This window comes from Nocardioides terrigena (assembly GCF_003047265.1).
GTDB classification, from domain to species: Bacteria; Actinomycetota; Actinomycetes; order Propionibacteriales; family Nocardioidaceae; genus Nocardioides; species Nocardioides terrigena.
On sequence record NZ_PZYY01000005.1, the window covers coordinates 280,943 to 300,995 of the forward strand.

Annotated in this window: 19 protein-coding genes; 10 read left to right on the forward strand and 9 right to left on the reverse strand. The window is 73.1% G+C overall.

Features of this window, described 5'->3' with window-relative positions; all coding sequences use genetic code 11:
- Window positions 1-3: 3 nt before the first annotated feature.
- The gene (locus tag DAE25_RS12920; protein ID WP_107766594.1) at window positions 4-681 is read right to left on the reverse strand and encodes a response regulator transcription factor; all 678 of its coding nucleotides are present in this window, start codon (window positions 679-681) and stop codon (window positions 4-6) included.
- A 67-nt stretch (window positions 682-748) separates the two neighbouring features.
- A complete protein-coding gene (locus DAE25_RS12925) occupies window positions 749-2,002 on the reverse strand; it encodes a sensor histidine kinase (RefSeq protein ID WP_107766595.1) in 1,254 nt (417 codons plus the stop codon).
- A gap of 133 nt (window positions 2,003-2,135) precedes the next feature.
- On the opposite strand from DAE25_RS12925, the gene phoU reads away from it, so the two are divergent.
- Window positions 2,136-2,792 (forward strand): phosphate signaling complex protein PhoU, encoded by a 657-nt coding sequence (gene phoU / locus DAE25_RS12930; RefSeq protein WP_107766596.1) that lies wholly within the window; start codon window positions 2,136-2,138, stop codon window positions 2,790-2,792.
- 111 nt (window positions 2,793-2,903) lie between these two features.
- Here the strand turns inward: phoU and DAE25_RS12935 are convergent, their stop codons facing one another.
- Genes DAE25_RS12935 through DAE25_RS12945 form a run of 3 tightly spaced genes read right to left on the reverse strand, consistent with a single transcriptional unit; the run spans window position 2,904 to window position 4,956 of the window.
- Window positions 2,904-3,647, reverse strand: a complete 744-nt coding sequence (locus DAE25_RS12935; protein ID WP_107766597.1) for a phosphoglyceromutase — start codon at window positions 3,645-3,647, stop codon at window positions 2,904-2,906.
- 28 nt (window positions 3,648-3,675) lie between these two features.
- Complete coding sequence (locus tag DAE25_RS12940; protein ID WP_107766598.1) at window positions 3,676-4,194, reverse strand: copper chaperone PCu(A)C; 519 nt, start codon at window positions 4,192-4,194, stop codon at window positions 3,676-3,678.
- A gap of 21 nt (window positions 4,195-4,215) precedes the next feature.
- Window positions 4,216-4,956 carry a UbiA family prenyltransferase gene (locus DAE25_RS12945; protein ID WP_107766599.1) on the reverse strand — a complete coding sequence of 247 codons (741 nt, stop codon included), beginning with the start codon at window positions 4,954-4,956 and terminating at the stop codon, window positions 4,216-4,218.
- A 225-nt stretch (window positions 4,957-5,181) separates the two neighbouring features.
- Between DAE25_RS12945 and DAE25_RS12950 the strand changes: the two genes are divergently transcribed.
- Together DAE25_RS12950 and DAE25_RS12955 are read left to right on the forward strand one after the other, a co-directional pair.
- Window positions 5,182-5,667, forward strand: a complete 486-nt coding sequence (locus DAE25_RS12950) for a CarD family transcriptional regulator (RefSeq protein WP_056887017.1) — start codon at window positions 5,182-5,184, stop codon at window positions 5,665-5,667.
- A gap of 113 nt (window positions 5,668-5,780) precedes the next feature.
- Window positions 5,781-6,365, forward strand: coding sequence for a 2-C-methyl-D-erythritol 4-phosphate cytidylyltransferase (locus DAE25_RS12955; protein ID WP_107766735.1), 585 nt, complete (start codon window positions 5,781-5,783; stop codon window positions 6,363-6,365).
- Here DAE25_RS12955 and DAE25_RS12960 read toward each other — a convergent pair.
- Window positions 6,362-7,045: an IspD/TarI family cytidylyltransferase gene (locus DAE25_RS12960; RefSeq protein ID WP_107766600.1), complete on the reverse strand. Its 684-nt coding sequence runs from the start codon at window positions 7,043-7,045 to the stop codon at window positions 6,362-6,364. The genes DAE25_RS12955 and DAE25_RS12960 overlap by 4 nt on opposite strands.
- A gap of 128 nt (window positions 7,046-7,173) precedes the next feature.
- Here DAE25_RS12960 and DAE25_RS12965 point away from each other — a divergent pair, with 128 nt between their 5' ends.
- From DAE25_RS12965 to DAE25_RS12975, 3 genes are read left to right on the forward strand one after another with little or no spacing between them, the layout of a single operon-like run.
- The gene (locus tag DAE25_RS12965; RefSeq protein ID WP_234411024.1) at window positions 7,174-8,721 is read left to right on the forward strand and encodes an MFS transporter; all 1,548 of its coding nucleotides are present in this window, start codon (window positions 7,174-7,176) and stop codon (window positions 8,719-8,721) included.
- 50 nt (window positions 8,722-8,771) lie between these two features.
- Entirely contained in the window at window positions 8,772-10,814 is a 2,043-nt protein-coding gene (locus DAE25_RS12970) for a molybdopterin oxidoreductase family protein (RefSeq protein ID WP_107766601.1), read from the forward strand.
- Window positions 10,811-12,211 (forward strand): FAD-dependent oxidoreductase, encoded by a 1,401-nt coding sequence (locus DAE25_RS12975; protein WP_107766737.1) that lies wholly within the window; start codon window positions 10,811-10,813, stop codon window positions 12,209-12,211. The genes DAE25_RS12970 and DAE25_RS12975 overlap by 4 nt, the downstream gene beginning before the upstream one ends.
- 97 nt (window positions 12,212-12,308) lie before the next feature.
- Here the strand turns inward: DAE25_RS12975 and DAE25_RS12980 are convergent, their stop codons facing one another.
- The 3 genes from DAE25_RS12980 to DAE25_RS12990 form a co-directional block, all read right to left on the reverse strand.
- On the reverse strand, window positions 12,309-13,310 hold the full coding sequence (locus DAE25_RS12980; protein WP_107766602.1) for a cation diffusion facilitator family transporter: 1,002 nt from the start codon (window positions 13,308-13,310) through the stop codon (window positions 12,309-12,311).
- 38 nt (window positions 13,311-13,348) lie between these two features.
- Window positions 13,349-13,819, reverse strand: coding sequence for a redox-sensitive transcriptional activator SoxR (gene soxR / locus DAE25_RS12985; protein ID WP_107766603.1), 471 nt, complete (start codon window positions 13,817-13,819; stop codon window positions 13,349-13,351).
- Window positions 13,820-13,924: 105 nt separating this feature from the next.
- Window positions 13,925-14,791 (reverse strand): LysR substrate-binding domain-containing protein, encoded by an 867-nt coding sequence (locus DAE25_RS12990; RefSeq protein ID WP_107766604.1) that lies wholly within the window; start codon window positions 14,789-14,791, stop codon window positions 13,925-13,927.
- Window positions 14,792-14,874: 83 nt separating this feature from the next.
- Here DAE25_RS12990 and DAE25_RS12995 point away from each other — a divergent pair, with 83 nt between their 5' ends.
- From DAE25_RS12995 to DAE25_RS13010, 4 genes are all read left to right on the forward strand, one after another.
- Window positions 14,875-15,774: an EamA family transporter gene (locus tag DAE25_RS12995; protein ID WP_107766605.1), complete on the forward strand. Its 900-nt coding sequence runs from the start codon at window positions 14,875-14,877 to the stop codon at window positions 15,772-15,774.
- 76 nt (window positions 15,775-15,850) lie between these two features.
- Window positions 15,851-18,487, forward strand: coding sequence for a nitrite reductase large subunit NirB (gene nirB, locus DAE25_RS13000; protein ID WP_107766606.1), 2,637 nt, complete (start codon window positions 15,851-15,853; stop codon window positions 18,485-18,487).
- Window positions 18,487-18,831 carry a nitrite reductase small subunit NirD gene (gene nirD / locus DAE25_RS13005; protein WP_056887024.1) on the forward strand — a complete coding sequence of 115 codons (345 nt, stop codon included), beginning with the start codon at window positions 18,487-18,489 and terminating at the stop codon, window positions 18,829-18,831. The genes nirB and nirD overlap by 1 nt, the downstream gene beginning before the upstream one ends.
- Window positions 18,828-20,009, forward strand: coding sequence for a uroporphyrinogen-III synthase (locus tag DAE25_RS13010; protein WP_234411025.1), 1,182 nt, complete (start codon window positions 18,828-18,830; stop codon window positions 20,007-20,009). The genes nirD and DAE25_RS13010 overlap by 4 nt, the downstream gene beginning before the upstream one ends.
- Window positions 20,010-20,053 lie beyond the last annotated feature (44 nt).

A 20,053-nucleotide genomic window follows, 5' to 3' on the forward strand; every position in this document is an offset into this window, starting at 1 on the left:
CGCTCAGAGGTCGAGCTTGTAGCCCAGCCCCCGCACGGTGACGAGGTACTTCGGCTCGCTCGGGTCGGGCTCGAGCTTGGCGCGCAGCCGCTTGACGTGGACGTCGAGGGTCTTGGTGTCGCCGACGTAGTCGGAGCCCCAGACTCGGTCGATGAGCTGCCCGCGGGTGAGCACCCGGCCGGGGTTGCGCAGGAACATCTCGAGGAGCTCGAACTCCTTGAGCGGCAACCGCTGCTCCGCACCCCCGACGGTGACGACGTGGCGCTCGACGTCCATCCGGACCGGCCCGGCCTCGAGGGTGTCGGGGGCCAGGTCGGGCTCGTGGCCGCGGCGCAGGACGGCGCGTATCCGGGCGACGAGCTCGCGCGGCGAGTAGGGCTTGGTGACGTAGTCGTCGGCGCCGAGCTCGAGGCCGACGACCTTGTCGACCTCGTCGTCCTTGGCGCTGACCATGATCACCGGCACGCTCGAGGTCTGGCGGATCGCCCGGCAGACCTCGGTGCCGGGCAGGCCGGGCAGCATCAGGTCGAGGAGCACGATGTCGGCGCCGTTGCGCTCGAACTCGGTGAGCGCGCTGTTGCCGTCCGCGGCGATCGCCACCTCGTAGCCCTCCTTGCGGAGCATGTAGGCGAGCGCGTCGCTGTAGCTCTCTTCGTCCTCGACGACGAGTACCCGGGTCACGCGGGGTCCCCGCGGTGTTGTGAGTCGGAGGAGCGAAGCGGGGGAGACGAAGAACATCGTGGGGTGCTCATCGGCGTACCTCCTGGTTGGTGTCTCCGGCGGCGCCGGGGCGGATGGGGGGTGGGCTCGTGGGGCGTCGACCGGAGGTGTCGCGGGGGGCGACGACGGTGACGGGCGCGGTCGGCCCGGCGAGCCGGGTGCTCGACTGCGAGCTGAGGGGGAGGGTCAGGGTGAACGTCGATCCCTGGCCCTCGACCGACCAGACGCTGACCTCGCCGCCGTGGGTGGCCGCGACGTGCTTGACGATGGAGAGCCCGAGGCCGGTGCCGCCGGTGGAGCGGTGGCGGGCGGGGTCGACGCGGTAGAACCGCTCGAAGATCCGGTCGATCTCCCGTGCCGGGATGCCGATGCCCTGGTCGACCACCGAGATCTGCGCGGTGTCGCCCATCGACTTGGTGGAGACGAGCACCCGGGAGCCGCCGTTGGAGTAGTGCACGGCGTTGGCGACCAGGTTGCTCACCGCGGCGCCGATCTGCTCCTCGGACCCGAAGACCTCGAGCTCGTGGTCGCCACGGGTCACCAGGGTGATGTCCTTGGCGGCCGCGTCGATGGCGCTGGCGTCGACCGCGGCGGCCACGACGTCGTCGAGCCGCACCTGCACCGGCATCTCCAGCGGGTCGTCGCCCTGGAGGCGCGACAGCTCGATGATCTGCTGGACCAGCCGGGAGAGCCGGTCGCTCTCGTGCAGCATCCGGCGGGCGAAGCGCTGCACGGCCTCGGGGTCGTCGGCAGCCTCGTCGACCGCCTCGGCCAGCAGCCGGATGGCGCCGACGGGGGTCTTGAGCTCGTGGCTCACGTTGGCCACGAAGTCGCGGCGCACGGCCTCGACCCGGCGCTCGCGGGTGCGGTCCTCGACCAGCGCCAGCACGAGGCGCGAGCCCAGGGGAGCGACGCGCGCGATCACGGTGCGGGCGGACGAGCGGTCGCCGGCGAGCTCCATCTCGGACTCGCGGATCTGGCCGTCGCGGCGTACGACGTGGATGAGGTCGCGCAGGTCCTCGACGAGGATCTCGTTGCCACGCACCAGGCCGAAGGCGTACGCCGGCGCGGAGGCCTTGAGCACGTGGTCGTCGGCGTCCACGACCACCGCGGAGGAGCGCAGCACGGACAGCACGGCGGCCACGCCGGGCGGCACGAGGGGCTCGTCGACGTGCGGCAGGCGGCGCTGCTGTCGGTCGCTGATGTGCCAGGCGAGTACGGCGCCGCCGGCGACGATCGCCCCGATGACGGCAGCCAGCGCTGCCTGGGTCGTCGGGTCCACGTGTCGATCGTACGCACGTCGCGGGGCCACGATCCGCCCCTGGACGCCATGGCGCCAGTCCTGTGCCCAGAGTTCACCACGCGTTCACCGCAGGCGGTCGGGAGGGCACCTGGGGCCACCTAGGCTGCGGGTCATGCGTGAGGCCTTCCATGACCAGCTCGATGCCGTCTTCACCGATCTCGCCGAGATGTGCGGTCAGGTGGAGGTGGCCGTACGCCGCGCCACCGAGGCGCTGCTGAGCGGCGACGCCGCCGTGGCCGAGCAGGTCATCAGCGCCGACGAGGCCGTCGACGCCAACCGCGAGCGGATCGAGGACAACGCCTTCGCGCTGCTGTCCCTCCAGCAGCCGGTGGCCGGCGACCTGCGGATGATCGTCTCCGCGCTGCGGATGGTCAGCGAGCTCGAGCGGATGGGCGACCTGTCGGTCCACGTCGCCAAGATCGCCCGCCTCCGGGTCCCCAACGTGGCCGTGCCGGACGAGATCCGCCCCACCCTGGAGCGGATGGCCGAGGTGGCCGAGGACATGGTCCGCCGGGTGCACTCGATCATCCGCGACCGCGACGTCGAGGCCGCCATCGAGCTCGGCCGCGACGACGAGATCATGGACCAGCTCCGCCGCCGCTCCTTCGCCCAGCTGCTCAGCGACGACTGGTCGCACGGCGTCGAGGCGGCCGTCGACATCGCTCTGCTCGGCCGCTACTACGAGCGGATCGCCGACCACGCCGTGTCGGTGGCCAACCGGGTGGTCTTCGTCGTCACCGGCCAGCAGCTCAACCGCAACGACGACTGAGCGTCGTACGCCGGGTCGGCTGACCGGATTTCGACCCGCCGTCGCGACCTCGTTCCTCGGTCGCGGGCCCGCTCGATCTCGGTGAGGGTCGTCGGCGCGAGCGCCGACGACTCACCGACCCTGGTTGGCGACGGCTGCGGCCGCGGCCGCGGCGGCCTCGGGGTCGAGGTACTCGCCACCGGGGACGGTGGGGGCCAGCGACTCGTCGAGGCGGTAGACCAGCGGCATGCCGGTGGGGATGTTGAGCCCGGCGATGTCCTCGTCGGAGATCCCGTCGAGGTGCTTGACGAGGGCACGGAGGCTGTTGCCGTGCGCGGCGACGAGCACCGTCTTGTCCGCCTTGAGGTCGGGCACGATCTCGGCCTCCCAGTAGGGCAGGAAGCGGGCGATGACGTCCTTGAGGCACTCGGTGCGTGGCATCTCGGCGCCGAGGCCGGCGTAGCGGGGGTCGCCCACCTGGGAGTACTCGTCGTCGTCCTCGATGGGCGGCGGCGGGGTGTCGAAGGAGCGGCGCCAGAGCATGAACTGCTCCTCGCCGTACTCCTCGAGCGTCTGCTTCTTGTCCTTGCCCTGGAGGGCGCCGTAGTGGCGCTCGTTGAGCCGCCACGACCGCTTGACCGGGATCCAGTGGCGGTCGGCCGCGTCGAGCGAGAGGTGCGCGGTGGTGATCGCGCGGCGCTGGAGGGAGGTGTGCACGATGTCCGGGAGGAGCCCGGCCTCGACCAGCAGCTCACCGCCCCGCACCGCCTCGGCGCGGCCCTTGTCGGTGAGGTCGACGTCGACCCAGCCGGTGAAGAGATTCTTGGCGTTCCAGTCGCTCTCGCCGTGGCGGAGCAGGACCAGGGTGTACGTCATGGGTGGATCTCCTCCGTGCGGGGCGGGATCAGTGCGAGGACTCGGTCTCGGCGCTCTCCTCGACCGGGAGCGGCTCCCCGTCGAGACCCTCGAAGTAGCCGTGGTTGTCCACGACCGGGACCTCGACGACGGTGTTCTCGCCGTTGTCGAAGCCGAGGCTGACCTCGACGAAGTCACCGGCCTCGAACTCACCGGTGACCTGGATGTCGGCCGGCGGCTCGGCGAGGTTGACCAGCGCTCCGGGCGCGATCTCGACGGGCTCGAACTCGGCCGCCGTCACGTCGCCGCCCTCGGTGGCACCGAGCTCGGTGAACGTCGCCGGCTCGGTGGTCGAGTTGTTGGAGAGCGACGCGATGAAGGTGCCCGAGCCGGGCTCGGTGGACACGACCACGGCGCCCAGCACGTCGACGGCGCCGTCGCGGTTGTTGGCGCCGTTGGCGGGCGTGTAGTACCGGTCGGTGGCGTAGTCGAACCCGCACGACGTCAGGGCCGGCGCGGTGAGGGCCAGCGCGGCGGCGGTGAGCGCGAAGGAGCGTCGGAGCTGCATGGCGCACAGCCTAGCGCCGAGTCAGGTCAGGCCGACGGCCTGCCCGACAACCAGCATCGCGACGACCACCACACCGGTCAGGACGCTGGCCAGCACGAGGAGTCGCGGGGCGCCGGTGCGCAGCGCGATCCGCATCGGGAGGTGGCGCAGGCCGTCCTGGTGGTCCGGCACCAGCCCGGGCAGCGCCCGCAGCACGTGGACGCAGACGCCGAGCAGCGCGGCCAGCACGGTCATCGCCACGGTCGGGGGCGTGTCGCTGCCCTGGCCGTCCCACCCGCCGTACGCCAGGTAGGCGGGGTAGAGCGCGAACTGGACCGCCCACGGGAGCCACGACAGGACGCCACCGCGCAGCAGGCGGTTGCCGAGGAGGCCCACGACCACCGCGAGGAGGTAGGCGCCACCGGCGACGACCCCCGCGGACACGGAGAGGGGTACGACGAGCAGTGCCGCGCACAGGACGGTGAACCACACGGTCCCGGTCTCGAGCAGCCCCGCGGCCACCGGCTTGCCCGGCGTCTCGTGCCGTGCGTCGCGCTCCCGGTCGACCAGGTCGTTGTCCCAGCCGAGGATCGCCTGCCCGACCAGCACGGTGACTGCGACGAGGCCGATCTCGCGCAGCGGGCGCCCCGCCAGCGCCGCGGCGGCACCCATCGCGAGGGCCGTCAGCATCGCCTGCCGGGGGTGGGCGGCCCGCACCAGCAGCACCGGCAGGGTGCGGGCGAAGCGGGAGCCGCGACGGGCGGTCTCGGCCTGGGTCGACATGCCCCGAGTATCGGACACTTCGGCCGATCGGTGGGGACATCCGGACCGATCCGTGACCGTCGGGGAGGCCCGTCACGGGCCTCCCCGAGCCCGCCCACAGGGCGGCCCGCACCACACGATCCACAGTCTGTCAACCCCCGAGAGGGCCTCTGACCTGCACAAACGATGAGGGAGGTCCTCGGAACGCGTGTTAAGATGGTCACCTAGAAAGAGGGGTACAAGTACATGACTTTCACCGTCGGCGAAACGGTTGTCTACCCGAATCACGGGGCTGCTGTCATCGAGGAGATCGAGACGCGCACCATCAAGGGAGAGGACAGGGAATACCTGGTCCTCCGCATCGTGGCCCAGCAGGACCTCGTGGTCCGCGTCCCGGCCTGCAACCTCGACCTGGTCGGCGTCCGCGACGTCGTCGACAAGGAGGGCCTCGACCGCGTGTTCGACGTCCTCCGGGCCGCGCACGTGGAGGAGCCGACCAACTGGTCGCGCCGCTACAAGGCCAACCTCGAGAAGCTGCACTCCGGCGACGTCATGAAGGTGGCCGAGGTGGTCCGCGACCTGTGGCGCCGCGAGCGCGACCGCGGCCTGTCGGCCGGCGAGAAGCGGATGCTCGCGAAGGCCCGCCAGATCCTGGTCTCGGAGCTGGCCCTGGCCGAGCACACCAACGAGGACAAGGCCGAGGCCATCCTCGACGAGGTCCTCGCCTCCTGAGCAGGTCCTGACACACCTCTGACGAGGCCCCCGGCACACGCTGCCGGGGGCCTCGTCGCATGTCCGGGGCGGGGTCGCCGTGGAGCGGCCGGTGGTCCTACGGTGGACGCACCATGAGCGAGCACCCGTACGACGAGCGTGAGCTGCCCCCGGCCCTCGGCCTGGTGCTGGACGAGGGGCGCGGAGCCCTGCCCTACGCACTGATCCACGGTGAGGCGCTCGTCGCCTGTGCCGCGTGGGCCCTCGGTGACGCCGGGGTGACCCCTGTCGACGTGGGGGTCCCGTGGTCCAGCGTGCAGACCGCCGACGAGGCCGTGGTGCTGCACGACGCGCTCTGCCCGATGACGCCGGCCGCCTTCATCGCCGACTGCGTCGAGAGGTCGCTCGCGCACGACGCCGTCGTGGTCGCCGTCCGCCCCGTCACCGACACGGTCAAGCGCGTCGAGGGGGACCTGGTGGGCGAGACGGTGGACCGCGAGTCGCTGCTGGCCCCCTCGTCGCCGGTGGTGCTGCCGCCGTCGGTGGTCCGGGCCCTCGACGACTTCCCGGGCCACGACCTGGCCGCCATCGTGGCCCGCCTGCGCGAGCACCACGACGTCGAGACCGTCGAGGCGCCGCCGGAGGCCCGCCGGGTCACGTCCGCCGAGGAGATAGCGCTCCTCGAGGCGCTCACCGGTGAGGCCCCGCGACCCTTCTAGGGTCGCGCTGCGACGAGCCGGCCCGCGAGGGCGACGTCCTCGGGGAAGGTGATCTTGAGGTTGAGCGGGGTGCTCGGCACCGCCGCGACGTCGCCGCCCGCGTAGCGGACGAAGCACGCCGCGGTGTCCGTGCCCTCGAAGCCGTCGCCGGCCGCCGCGCCGTACGCCGCGAGGAGGGGGCCGGCGCGGAAGGCCTGCGGGGTCTGCACCGTCCCCAGCCGACCCTCGAGCCGGTCCAGGCCGGTCGTGAGCAGGCCCGGGGCGGGCACGACGGGGATCGCGCCGCCGTGCTCGCGGGCGGCCGCGACGGTGGTGGTGAGGAGGTCGCGACCGGCGAGGGGGCGGGCGCCGTCGTGGATCGCGACGACGTCGATCTCACCCCGCTCGATCTCGCGCGCGAGGACCCGCAGGGCGGCGTGCTCGGACCGGTGGCGGGTGTCGCCACCGGTGACGACGAGCACCTCGTGGTCGCCGAGGTGGGGCCCGAGGGCCTCGCCGACCGCGGCCTGCTCGCCGTCGCGCACCACCACGACCACGCGTCGTACGTCGTCGAGGGCGAGCGCGTCGCGCACCGACCAGGCGAGGACCGGGGCGTCGCCCAGCGGGAGCAGGACCTTGTTGACCTCGGCCCCGACACGGGTGCCGGAGCCGGCGGCGAGGATCACGACTGCGGCGGGCACGGGGTGATCGTGCGGCCCGTGAGGTCGTGAGGACAAGTTGACACGTCGGTGAAACAAACCGGCGGGGGCGCGAAACGTGGGCTGCCTAGCGTCCACGGCATCCGCTCGAGAACCCCCGAGGAGCCCCCGTGTCCACCACCACCGACACCGCCCCCACCGCCGTCGCCATCCCCCCGGTCCCGCCGCGCGGCGGGGTCACCATCGACGACTGGCACCCCGAGGACGAGGCGTTCTGGGAGTCGGTCGGCCGGCCCGTCGCCCGCCGCAACCTGATCTGGTCGATCTTCTCCGAGCACCTCGGCTTCTCCGTGTGGCTGCTCTGGTCGGTCAGCGCGGCGATGCTGCCGCGGATCGGCTTCGACTTCGCCGTCTCCCAGCTCTTCGTGCTGGTCGCGATCCCCAACCTGGTGGGCTCGCTGATCCGCCTGCCCTACACGTTCGCCGTGCCGAGGTTCGGTGGCCGCAACTGGACGGTCATCAGCGCCTCGCTGCTGTTGGTGCCGACGCTGCTCTTCGCGTGGGCGGTGCAGACGCCGGGGACGCCGTACTGGGCGTTCTGCCTGATCGCCGCGACCGCCGGCCTCGGGGGCGGCAACTTCGCCAGCTCGATGGCCAACATCAACTTCTTCTACCCGCTGCGCAAGAAGGGCACCGCGCTCGGCCTCAACGCCGCGGGCGGCAACATCGGCGTGGCGTTCATCCAGTTCTTCCTGCCGATCATCGTCGGCGGCGCCGGGATCTTCGGGCTGGTCCAGGCGAAGGACGAGCTGCACCTCGAGCGGGCCGGTTACGTCTACGCCGGGCTGGCGATCGTGGCCGCCGTCGCGGCCTGGCTCTTCATGAACAACCTCACCGGGGCCAAGTCGTCGCCGCGCGAGCAGCTCGCCGTGGTCCGCTACCACCACACGTGGGTGATGTCGTTCCTCTACATCGGCACCTTCGGCTCGTTCATCGGCTACTCCGCCGCAATGCCGCTGCTGATCAAGATCAACTTCTGGAACCAGCCCGTGCCCGAGGTCCCGGGGATCGGCATCAACTTCGCCTACTACGCCTTCCTCGGTGCGCTCGTGGGCTCGATCGCCCGACCGTTCGGCGGCTGGCTCGCCGACAAGTACGGCGGCGCCCGGGTGACCTTCTGGACCTTCGTGGCGATGATCGTCGGCACCCTGGCCGTGATCGTCACCCTGCGCCAGCTCACCCCGGTCCCGCCGTCCGAGGTCCCCGCCGACCCGAGCACGTTCGTCCACTCCGAGGCCACCCGGGCCGCGGTCGAGGCCAACTCGGCGATCTTCCCGTGGTTCCTCGCGGCGTTCCTCTTCGTCTTCGCCGCGACCGGCATCGGCAACGGCTCGACGTACCGGATGATCCCGCTCATCCTGCAGCGCCAGGCGGAGCACACCACGACCCCCGCGACCCGCCGGGCCGACATGGCGCGGGCCACCAAGGAGTCCTCGGCGGTCATCGGGATCGCCGGCGCGGTGGGCGCGATCGGCGGCTTCCTGATCCCGCTGACGTTCGGCTCACCCTGGGTGACGGACCCGGTCGAGGCGGTCAAGATGGCCTTCGGGGTGTTCACCGGGTTCTACGTCGCGTGCCTGGCGACCACCTGGTTCTTCTACACCCGTCGCGTCACCGTGGCCGGGCGGGCACCCGAGTTCGCCACCGCCGACGTCTGACCGGCCCCTCCACCCATCCCAGCCATCCCTCCGACCGATCCGGGGACACCGTGACCGACACCCACTGCCCCTACTGCTCGCTGCAGTGCGGCATGCGGCTGACCGGGCGTCGTACTCCCCAGGTCGAGGAGTGGCCGGAGTTCCCCGTCAACTCCGGGGCGCTCTGCCGCAAGGGGTGGAGCGCGGCCGGCCTGTACGGCGGTCGCGAGCGGCTCACCACCCCCCTCGTGCGGGACCGCGCGACGGGCGAGCTGAGCCCGGTCTCGTGGGAAGAGGCGCTCGACCTGGTGGCCGGCCGCCTCGCCGCACTACGCGCGGAGCGGGGCGCCGACTCGGTCGCGGTGTTCGGCGGGGGAGGGCTGACCAACGAGAAGGCCTACCAGCTCGGCAAGCTCGCCCGGGTCGCGCTCGGCACCTCCCAGATCGACTACAACGGCCGCTGGTGCATGTCGTCGGCGGCATCCGCCGGGATGCGTGCCTTCGGCCTGGACCGGGGCCTGCCGTTCCCGCTGGCCGACGTCGAGCAGGCCGACGTCGTCGTCCTCGTCGGCTCCAACCTGGCCGAGACCATGCCGCCGGCCGCGCGCCACCTCGACGCGCTCCGGGCCCGCGGCGGGCAGGTCGTGGTCATCGACCCGCGGCGTACGCCGACCGCGGACCGCGCCGACGTCTTCGTGCAGCCGGTGCCGGGGTCCGACCTCGCCCTGGCGCTCGGCGTGCTGCACCTGCTCGTGGCGGGCGGGACGGTCGACGAGGAGTACGTCGCCGCCCGCACCACCGGCTGGGCGGAGGTCCGCGAGTCGGTCACCGGCTGGTGGCCCGAGCGGGTCGAGCGGGTCACCGGGGTGCCCGCCGACGAGGTCCGGGCGCTGGCGGAGCTGCTGGCCGGCAAGCCCCGGGTCATGGTGCTGACCGCCCGCGGGGCCGAGCAGCACAGCACCGGCTCCGACACGGTGCTGGCGTGGATCAACGTGGCCCTCGCGCTCGGGATGCCGGGGACGCCGGGCGCGGGCTACGGCTGCCTCACCGGGCAGGGCAACGGCCAGGGCGGGCGCGAGCACGGCCAGAAGGCCGACCAGCTGCCCGGCTACCGGATGATCGACGACCCGGCCGCCCGGGCCCACGTGGCCGGCGTCTGGGGCGTCGACCCGGACTCGCTGCCGGGCAAGGGGCGCTCGGCGTACGAGCTGCTCGACGCGCTCGGGCAGCCCGACGGTCCGTCGGCGCTGCTGGTCTTCGGCTCCAACATCGTCGTCTCCGCGCCGCGGGCGACCCACGTGACCCAGCGGCTGGAGTCGCTGGACCTCCTCGTGGTCGCCGACATGGTGCTCTCCGAGACCGCGGCGCTGGCCGACGTGGTCCTGCCGGTCACCCAGTGGGCCGAGGAGACGGGCACCATGACCAACCTCGAGGGCCGGGTGATCCTGCGGCAACGGGCGATCAGCCCGCCCGCCGGCGTCCGCTCGGACCTGGACGTGATCGCGGGCCTGGCGTCGCGCCTGGGCTCGCCGGGTGTCTTCTCCACCGACCCCGAGGCCGTCTTCGAGGAGCTCGGCCGGGCGTCGGCCGGCGGGAAGGCCGACTACGCCGGGATCACCTACGACCGGATCCGCGACGAGCACGGCGTCTTCTGGCCGTGCCCCGAGCCGGGGCACCCGGGCACCCCGCGGATGTTCCTCGACGCCTTCGCCCACCCCGACGGCCGGGCGCGCTTCCTCGCCGTCGACCACCGCGGGCCCGCCGAGGTGCCGGACGCGGACTACCCGGTGCACCTCACGACCGGCCGGGTGCTCGCGCAGTACCAGTCCGGCGCCCAGACTCGGCGGGTCCGCGACCTGCCCGACACCGGGCCCTTCGTGGAGATCCACCCGATGCTCGCCGGACGGATCGGCGCCGTGGACGGCGAGCCCGTCACCGTGGCGACCCGGCGCGGCACGATGACCGCGCCGGCCCACGTGGTCGCCACCATCCGGCCGGACACCGTCTTCGTGCCCTTCCACTGGGTGGGGGCCAACCGGCTCACCAACGACGCGCTCGACCCCGCGTCCCGGATGCCGGAGTTCAAGGTGTGCGCGGCGGCGGTGAGCGCATGATCGAGGGCACGAGGGAGCGCCTGGTCGTCGTCGGGGGCGGGATGGCGGCCGTCCGGCTCGTGGAGGAGCTGTGCTCGCGCGGGTACGACGGCGCGGTCACCGTCCTCGCCGACGAGGACCACGCGCCGTACAACCGGATCCTGCTGTCGGCCGTCCTCGAGGGCACCCACGGCCCCGACGCACTGACGCTGCGTTCGGCCGCCTGGTTCGCCGACCGGGGCGTCGACCTGCGCCTCGGCGCCCGGGTGCTCGAGGTCGACCGCGACGCCGGTGAGGTGATGCTGGTCGACGGCGAGCGCCTCGGCTACGACCGGCTGGTGCTGGCCACGGGGTCCATCCCCACCCTGCCGCCGATCCGCGGGCTGGTGCGCCGCGACGGCTCGCTGCACCCCAAGGTCCACGCCTTCCGCTCGCTCGCCGACTGCCGGCGCCTCGACGACGTGGTCGCCCCCGGCCAGCGCGCGGTCGTGGTCGGCGGCGGCCTGCTCGGCCTCCAGGTCGCCCGGGCCCTCACGGTGCGCGGCGTGGAGACGGAGGTGGTCGAGGGCGCCCCGCACCTGTTGGCCTCCCAGCTCGGCGCCGCCGGCGGCCGGGTGCTGGCCCGCGACCTGCGCCGGCTCGGGACCGAGGTCTACACCGGGTCGCGGGCGGTCGCGATGACCGAGGAGGGGCTACGGCTCGACACCGGCTACGAGCTGGGTGCCGACCTCGTCGTGCTCACCGCCGGCGGTCGGCCCTCCACGGCGCTCGCGCGCCGGGCCGGCCTCATGGTCCGCCGCGGGATCGTCGTCGACTCCACGCTCGCCTCGGTCACCGACGACCGCATCCACGCCATCGGCGACTGCGCCGAGCACCGCAACCGCACCACGGGCTTCGTGCCGCCCGCCTGGGAGCAGGCCGGGGTGCTGGCCGCCGTGCTCTGTGGCGAGGACGCGGCGTACGACGGCTCGCGCAGCGTCGCCCGGCTGCGCGCCACCGGCCTCGACGTGGCCGTGCTCGGCGACCCCGAGCACGCGCAGGGCGAGGTCGTCGAGATGACGAACCCGATCGCCGGCTCGCACCGGACGCTCGTCGTGCACGGTGGCCGGATCGTCGCGGCCGCGCTCGTGGGAGACCTCTCGCGCGTCGGCCTCATCACCCAGCTCTACGACCGGGGCACGGTGCTCGGCCCCGACGAGCCCGGCCAGCTGCTGCTGGGGGAGCCGGCCTCGGCGCCGGTCAGCCTGCCCGACGACGCCGAGGTCTGCGCCTGCGCGGGGGTCAGCGCGGGGGCGATCCGCGCCTGCTCGTCCTACGCCGCGTGTCGCGAGACGACCCGGGCGACCACCGGGTGCGGCGGCTGCGAGCCCGTCGTACGACGCCTGCTCGGCGAGGACCTCGCGGTCCCGGTCGGCTGAGCGAGCACGACGAAGGCAGTTCATGCCCGGCGCCGGCCGCGCCGAGCGTGGACGGTGGATGACGGCCGGCGAACTGCCTTCAGTGTGCGCAGGGCGGTCAGTCCCGGGCGAGGGACTCGTCCTCGGGTGCCGACAGGGTGAGGACGGCACGCTCGACGTGCTCGTGCTCCTCGATCCGGGCGGTGACCGCGTGCAGGCGCCGGGCCACGGCGGGCTCGGGGTCGTCTCCGGCCAGGTCCACCGCCGCGATGAGCAGAACCTTGCCGGGGCCCACGAACTCGAGGTGGAGGAACGTCACCCGCTGCACGTCCGGGTCGTCCCGGAGGGCCTCGAGCCCGGCGGCGCGCATCTGCGGGGAGACGGCCTGCCCGACGAGGAAGTCCCGGTTGCGGCTGATGAGGAAGACGGCCACGCAGGCGAGGAGCACCCCGACGAGCACGGACCCGGCCGCGTCCCAACGGGCGTCACCGGTCGCCTGGTGCAGCCCGATCCCGCCCGCGGCGAGCACGATCCCGACGAGGGCGGCTGAGTCCTCGGCGTAGACGGCTCGCAGGGTCGGGTTGGAGGTGCGCGCGAGGTAGCGCAGCGGGTGCAGGCCGGCGACCCCGGCCGCGGAGCGGGTCTGGCGCCGGGCCTGGAGGAAGGACACGCCCTCGAGGACGAAGGCGAGCGCCAGCACGGCGTAGGCCCAGGTGTAATCGACCTCCTCGCCCCCGTCGCTCCAGCTCGTGATGCCGTGCCAGATCGACACGACGGCACCGGCCGTGAACAGCCCGAACGCCGCGAACATGGACCAGACGTAGGCCTCGCGCCCGTACCCCAGCGGGTGGGAGTCGTCGGCGTCCCGGCCCGCTCGTCGCTCGGCCACCAGGAGGAACACCTCGTTGCCGGCGTCGGACCACGAGTGGGCGGCCTCGGCGACCATCGACGCCGATCCGGTCACGACCGCCACGACCGACTTGGCGATCGCGATGAGGACGTTGGCGCCGAGGGCGACGAGCACGGTGAGCAGGCTCTCGCTCCCGGCGGACGATGCCGCGGTCTCGTCGGAGCCGGGCTCGCCCGTCACCGGCTCGGGGGTCGCGTTGGGGTGGGCCATGGAGCCAGTCTGTCCCCCGGGTGCCGTCGGCCGACGCGTCAGCGGCGGGTGGGGTGCGGCCGGCGAAGCGTGTCGGGGAGGAGCCGGGCGCCCGGACCCTGCTCGTCGACGATGTCCCCGGGGTTGGAGAAGGCGCAGCTGCGCAGGCTCAGGCACCCGCAGCCGATGCAGCCGTCGAGCCCGCTCTTGAGCCGCTCGAGGGCCGCGATCTGGTCGTCGAGGCGCTGTCGCCAGTGCTGTGAGATCCGGTGCCAGTCGGCCTTGGTGGGGTTCCTGTTGCCCGGGAGTCGGGAGAGCTCGTCCCGGATCTCGCCGATGGTGAGCCCCACGTTGGAGGCGGCCCGGATGAAGGCCAGCCGCCGCAGCACGCTGCGCTCGAAGCGCCGTTGGCCGCCGGAGGAGCGGTCCGCCTCGATCAGGCCCTCGGCCTCGTAGTAGCGGATCGCCGACGCCGCGAAGCCGCTGCGGCGGGTGATCTCGCCCATCGGGAGCAGGTCTCTGGGGTCCATCGCTTCACACCTCCAAACCTCAACCTCACGTGAGCATGACCTATCGTGCCACGGCCCCCGAGAGGAGTGTCGCCCCGAAGCGCACGTGGGCGAGCGCGCCGCGTGTCAGCGATGGCGGGACAGTCCCTCCAGCACGGCCCGCAGCGGCGGCCACTGGTCGCGCCCGCGGCGGGTCACGGCGTACGCCCGCAGGCGCGCGCCGGGATCGGCGAGCGGCACCACCGTGACGCCGTCCCGGGTGGTGCGACCGAGGGGGAGCAGGGCCAGGCCGAGCCGGGCCACGATCAGCCCCTCGACCAGGTCGAGGGAGTCGATGCGGTGCGCGACGCGCGGGGTGAAACCGGCCAGTGACGCCAGCGTGCGCAGCACCTCCTCGTCGGCGGTGTGCCGCGAGTTCACGATCCAGTCGCGGTCGGCGCAGGCCGCGAGGGGGAGCGGAGGCTCGTGGGACGGCATGCCCACGCCCCACTCGACCTGCCACAGGGGGACCACGTCGTACTCGGGTCGCCACGCGGCGGGTGCGATGTCGTAGTCGTAGACGAGCGCTAGGTCCACGTGGTCCCGGGCCAGGAGGTCGAACGCCTCGAGCGGCTCGTGCTCGTGCACCCGCACGTCGACGCCCGGGTGGCGCCGCCCCAGGTCCGCGACGGTCGGCAGCAGCGAGCGCTCGATCGCGGTCGCGAACCCCGCCGCGCGCAGGACGCCGGCGGGCTCGGCGGTCGGGTCGAGATCGAGCCGCGCGGCGTCCACCGCCGCCAGGATCGCCACGGCGTGCTCGGCCAGCCGGTGCCCGGCCGGGGTGAGGCGCACCCGCCGCCCGTCCGGCTCGACCAGGGCGGTGCCGGCCTCGCGGGCCAGGGCGGCGATGCCCTGGGAGACGCTCGAGGTGGACGTCCCCATCACGGCCGCCACCTCACCCATCGACCCCAGGCGGGAGAGCTCGAGCAGCAGCCGGAGCCGGCGGACGTCCATGGCGACATTGTGCTGGATCCGTGAACGATGTGTCACGAATTCTCACGTGGACGCACACGGTGGTGCGGGTGTCGACTGGTGCCATGACCTCGTCGCCCGCCCGCTCCGGTGCCTCCATGGCCGTGGCGTCCATGCTCTGCGTCCAGCTCGGCCTCGCCGCCTCCGTCGGTCTCATCGACGACGTGGGTGCGGCCGGCGCCGCCTGGCTCCGGCTCTTCTGGGCCGGCGTGCTGCTCCTCGTCATCGTCCGTCCGCGTCCCGCGCTCTTCGACCGGGAGGCGGTCCGGGCGAGCGTCGCCCTCGGGGTCGTGACCGCCGGGGTGACCCTGCTCTTCATGGCCGCGGTCGCCCGGCTGCCCCTCGGGACCGCCAGCGCCCTCGAGTTCCTGGGACCGCTCGGCGTCGCGATCGCCCGCAGCCACGGGATCGCCCGCGCGTGGGCGCTCGTGGCGGCGGTCGGGGTCCTCTGCCTGACCCAGCCGTGGGCCGGGACGGCCGACCCGGTGGGGGTCGCGTTCGCCCTCGCGGCCGCGGTCTGCTGGGCGGCGTACATCCTGCTCACCCAGAAGGTGGGCGACTCCGTCAACGGGATCGCCGGGCTCGCGATCTCCATGCCCGTCGCGGCCCTCGTCGCGACCGTGGTCGCCGGCCCCGGACTGGTCGGGCAGCTCACCCCGGAGCTGATGGTCGCCGGGCTCGGCCTCGCCATCCTCCTGCCCGTGGTGCCCTTCACCCTCGAGCTGCTGGCGCTGCGCCGCCTGACGACGGGGGCGTTCGGCACCCTGATGGCGCTCGAGCCGGCCTTCGCCCTGGTCATCGGGCTGGTCGTGCTCCACCAGGTCCCCAACCTGCTGGCCGTGGCGGGGATCGGGTTCGTCGTCGCGGCGGGCATCGGCGCCGAGCGCAGCGGGGCGCGCACGCCGGCCGCCGCGCCGGCAGCGTCCGGCGGCCCGGAGGGCGTCGGCGTGCCGACCCAGCTGTGAGGGACGTGAGTGAGGGTTTTCCTCCCTGAAACATGAGGTAACACCCACCACAACATCGCGAACCTAGCGTCGTGGCATGAGGCACACGCGCTCCACCCTCGTCGTCGTCGGCCACGGAATGGTCGGCCATCGTTTCGTCCAGGCTGCCATCGAGCGCGGCCTCACCGAGACCCACGACATCGTGGTGATCGGCGCTGAGCGTCGCCCGGCGTACGACCGCGTCGCCCTCACCAGCTTCTTCGCCGCGGAGAGCGCCGACGAGCTGTCGCTGCTGCCCGAGGGGGCGTACGACGACCCGCGCGTCACCCTGGTCCTCGACGCCGAGGTGACCGAGATCGACCGCGCCGGCCGTGCGATCACCTACGTGTCGCCGGCCCCCGGCAACGTCACCGAGCCGCTCACCAACCCCGGCCGCGTCGAGACGATCGCGTACGACGCGCTGGTGCTGGCCACCGGCGCCGCGCCGTTCGTCCCGCCGGTCGAGGGCCGCGACAAGGACGGCTGCTTCGTCTACCGCACCATCGAGGACCTCGAGGCCATCCGGACCGCCAGCGGGTCCGCCACCAGCGGGATCGTGATCGGCGGGGGACTGCTCGGGCTCGAGGCGGCCAACGCGCTCGTCCAGCTCGGCCTGGAGACCCACGTCGTGGAGATGGCGCCGCGGCTGATGCCCGTGCAGCTCGACGGCTCGGGTGGCGCCACCCTGGTCCGCCACATCGAGAAGCTCGGTGTCCGCGTCCACGCCGGCGTGCTCACCGAGGCCATCACCGGCGACGAGGCGGTGACCGGGCTGCGGGTGCGTCCCGCCGGGACCGAGGAGGGGGCCGAGACGACCACGGTCGACGCCCAGGTCGTGGTGTTCTCCGCCGGCATCCGCCCCCGGGACGCGATCGCCCGCGAGTGCGGCCTCGACCTCGCCGAGCGGGGCGGCGTGCTCGTCGACGAGCAGTGCCGGACCTCCGACCCCCACATCTTCGCCATCGGCGAGTGCGCCGCCCCGGGCGGGCGGATGTACGGCCTGGTCGCCCCCGGCTACGCGATGGCCGAGGTCGTCGTCGATGCCCTGCGCGAGGGCCCCGGCACCTTCACCGGTGCCGACATGTCCACCAAGCTCAAGCTGCTCGGCGTCGACGTGGCCAGCTTCGGCGACGCCTTCGCGACCACGCCCGACGCCCTGGAGCTCGTCTACTCCGACGCCGTCGCGGGCGTCTACAAGAAGCTCGTCGTGGCCGAGTCGGAGGACGGCACCTTCCGCCTCCTCGGCGGCATCCTGGTCGGCGACGCGTCGGCGTACGGCGTGCTGCGACCGCTCGTCGCGAGCGGCATCGCGCTCCCGGCCAACCCGGAGGAGCTGATCCTCCCGGCCAGCCGCGGGGGCGTGGAGCTCGGCATGCCCGACGAGGCGCAGGTCTGCTCGTGCAACGACGTCACCAAGGCGCAGATCGTCCACGCGGTTGCCGAGGACGGCTGCGAGACGGTGGCGGACGTCAAGAAGTGCACCCGCGCCGGCAGCACCTGCGGCAGCTGCGTGCCGCTGGTCAAGAACATCATCGAGGAGCACTTCGCCGCGGTCGGCAAGGTCGTCGACAAGGGCCTGTGCGAGCACTTCCGGCTCACCCGCCAGGAGCTCTTCGACGTGGTCGCGGTGCACGGCTACCGCCGCTTCGACGACATCGTCGAGGCGCACGGCACCGGGCGCGGCTGCGACGTCTGCAAGCCGGTCATCGCGAGCATCCTGGCCAGCCAGTTCAACGGACACGTGCTCGACACCGACAACCGCCAGCTCCAGGACACCAACGACGCCTACCTCGCCAACATCCAGCGCAACGGCACCTACTCGGTCGTCCCGCGCATCCCCGGCGGTGAGATCACCCCCGACAAGCTCATCGTGATCGGCGAGGTCGCCCGCGACTTCAACCTCTACACCAAGATCACCGGCGGCCAGCGGATCGACCTCTTCGGCGCCCGCATGGAGGAGCTGCCCGCGATCTGGCGCCGGCTCGTCGACGCCGGCTTCGAGTCCGGCCACGCCTACGGCAAGTCGCTGCGCACGGTGAAGTCGTGCGTCGGCTCCACCTGGTGCCGCTTCGGGGTCCAGGACAGCGTCGCCCTCGCGATCGCCCTCGAGCTCCGCTACCGCGGGCTCCGCAGCCCCCACAAGCTCAAGGGCGGCGTCAGCGGTTGTGCCCGCGAGTGCGCCGAGGCCCGCAGCAAGGACTTCGGGATCATCGCCACCGAGAAGGGCTGGAACCTGTACGTCGGCGGCAACGGCGGCGCCGTACCGGTCCACGCCCGGCTGCTGGCCGGCGACCTCGACACCGACACCCTGATCTCCTACCTCGACCGCTACCTCATGTACTACATCCGCACCGCCGACCGGCTCCAGCGGACCGCCGGCTGGGTCGACTCCCTCGAGGGCGGGCTCGACCGGGTGCGCGAGGTCGTCGTCGAGGACTCGCTCGGCCTCGGCGCCGAGCTCGAGGCCGAGATGGCGCGCCACGTCGGGTCCTACTTCGACGAGTGGAAGGCCACCCTCGAGGACCCGGCCAAGCTGTCGCGCTTCGTGTCGTTCGTCAACGCGCCGGACACCCCCGACCCGGCCATCTCCTTCACCGAGGAGCGTGGCCAGATCAAGCCGGCCGACAGCGAGGGCCCGGTCGTGCTCGGCGCCACGATCCCCGTCGGCGCCCCCGACGCGGCCCGGGTGTCGTGATGGGCGCCGAGTGGGAGCGGGTCTGCCCCGTCGACGACCTCGAGGTGGAGCGCGGCGTCACGGCGCTGGTGCACGGCCAGGCGATCGCGATCTTCCGCACCCACGACGACGAGATCCACGCGCTGGGCAACTACGACCCCTTCGCCCGCGCCTCGGTGCTGGCCCGGGGCATCGTCGGCACCCGCGCCGGGGTGCCGTTCGTGGCGAGCCCCATGCACAAGCACGCCTTCGACCTGCGGACCGGCCGCTGCCTCGACGACGAGACCCACAGCGTCCCCGTGTACGACGTCGTGGTCGAGGACGGCGTCGTCCTGGTCGGCCGCCGCAAGCAGGCCGTCGCGTGACGGTGCGTCCCCTGCTGTCCGAGCCCGCGGTGGACTCCTCGGTGACCCCCGAAGACGCTCCAGCCGGGAGCCCGCGACCTCTCGAGGGCTACCGGGTCGGCGTCACCGCCGCCCGCAAGGTGGACGAGCAGATCGCGCTGCTCGAGCGCCGCGGGGCGCGCGTCGAGTGGGCGCCGTCGCTCTCCCAGGACCCCAACCAGGTCGACGACGCCGAGCTGCGCGCGGCCACCGAGCGGTTGCTCGCCGAGCCGGTCGACATCTTCGTCGCGACCACCGGGATCGGCATGCGGACGTGGTTCGACGCCACGGAGGCATGGGGCCTCCACGACGCCCTCGTCGAGGCGATCGGGGCCGCCGAGGTGCTGGCCCGCGGGCCCAAGAGCGTCGGGGCGCTGCGGCGCCGCGGGATCCGCGAGCTGTGGTCGCCGGGCTCGGAGTGCTTCGAGGACGTGCTCGCGCACCTGCGGGGGCGCGACCTGCGTGGCCGGCGGATCGTCGTACAGGAGCACGGGCAGTCGCTGTCGATGGTGGCCCACGCGCTCCAGCGCCAGGGTGCGCGCGTCGAGGTGGTCACGGTCTACCGGGTGCAGAGCGCCGAGGACCCCGAGCCGATGTTCCGGATGGTCGACCTGATCGCGGACCGCGAGCTCGACGCCGTCACCTTCACCTCCGCTCCCGCGGTGGCCGCGCTGATGGAGGCGGCGGGTGTGACAGGGCGCCGCGACGAGGTGATCGCGGCCTGCCAGGCCGACGTCATCGCGGCCTGCGTCGGTCCGGTGACGGCCGCGGCGTTCGAGATGTGGGGGGTCCCGAGCATCACGCCCGAGCGGTCGCGGCTGGCGGCCATGATCAAGCTGCTCGAGACCGAGCTGCCGTCGCGCAAGGACGGGCTGTCGCTCGAGGTCGCCGACCACACCCTGCTCATGCACGGCGACCTGGTGCTGGTCGACGGGGTGGAGGTCCACCTCTCGCCCGCGCCCCTGGCCGTGCTGCACGCCCTGGTCGTCAACCCGGGGCACGTCGTCTCCCGCTCGGAGCTGCTCGCCGCCCTGCCCAGCGGCACCGCCGGGTCGGAGCACGCCGTCGAGATGGCGGTCGCCCGGCTGCGCGCCGCGCTGGGCACCCGGGTGGTGCAGACCGTGGTCAAGCGGGGCTACCGGCTCGCGGTCGGCTCGTGACCTCGCCGTGACCGTTTCGTGACCTCCGCGCCCGGACGTCGTAC

What these genes read in the sequence shown, in the direction of transcription:
- phoU (WP_107766596.1), top strand. Translation starts at nt 2,136, where the DNA reads ATGCGTGAGGCCTTCCATGACCAGCTCGATGCCGTCTTCACCGATCTC.
- DAE25_RS12935 (WP_107766597.1), bottom strand. Translation starts at nt 3,647, where the DNA reads ATGACGTACACCCTGGTCCTGCTCCGCCACGGCGAGAGCGACTGGAAC.
- DAE25_RS12940 (WP_107766598.1), bottom strand. Translation starts at nt 4,194, where the DNA reads ATGCAGCTCCGACGCTCCTTCGCGCTCACCGCCGCCGCGCTGGCCCTC.
- DAE25_RS12945 (WP_107766599.1), bottom strand. Translation starts at nt 4,956, where the DNA reads ATGTCGACCCAGGCCGAGACCGCCCGTCGCGGCTCCCGCTTCGCCCGC.
- DAE25_RS12950 (WP_056887017.1), top strand. Translation starts at nt 5,182, where the DNA reads ATGACTTTCACCGTCGGCGAAACGGTTGTCTACCCGAATCACGGGGCT.
- DAE25_RS12955 (WP_107766735.1), top strand. Translation starts at nt 5,781, where the DNA reads ATGAGCGAGCACCCGTACGACGAGCGTGAGCTGCCCCCGGCCCTCGGC.
- DAE25_RS12975 (WP_107766737.1), top strand. Translation starts at nt 10,811, where the DNA reads ATGATCGAGGGCACGAGGGAGCGCCTGGTCGTCGTCGGGGGCGGGATG.
- DAE25_RS12980 (WP_107766602.1), bottom strand. Translation starts at nt 13,310, where the DNA reads ATGGCCCACCCCAACGCGACCCCCGAGCCGGTGACGGGCGAGCCCGGC.
- soxR (WP_107766603.1), bottom strand. Translation starts at nt 13,819, where the DNA reads ATGGACCCCAGAGACCTGCTCCCGATGGGCGAGATCACCCGCCGCAGC.
- DAE25_RS12990 (WP_107766604.1), bottom strand. Translation starts at nt 14,791, where the DNA reads ATGGACGTCCGCCGGCTCCGGCTGCTGCTCGAGCTCTCCCGCCTGGGG.
- DAE25_RS12995 (WP_107766605.1), top strand. Translation starts at nt 14,875, where the DNA reads ATGACCTCGTCGCCCGCCCGCTCCGGTGCCTCCATGGCCGTGGCGTCC.
- nirB (WP_107766606.1), top strand. Translation starts at nt 15,851, where the DNA reads ATGAGGCACACGCGCTCCACCCTCGTCGTCGTCGGCCACGGAATGGTC.
- nirD (WP_056887024.1), top strand. Translation starts at nt 18,487, where the DNA reads ATGGGCGCCGAGTGGGAGCGGGTCTGCCCCGTCGACGACCTCGAGGTG.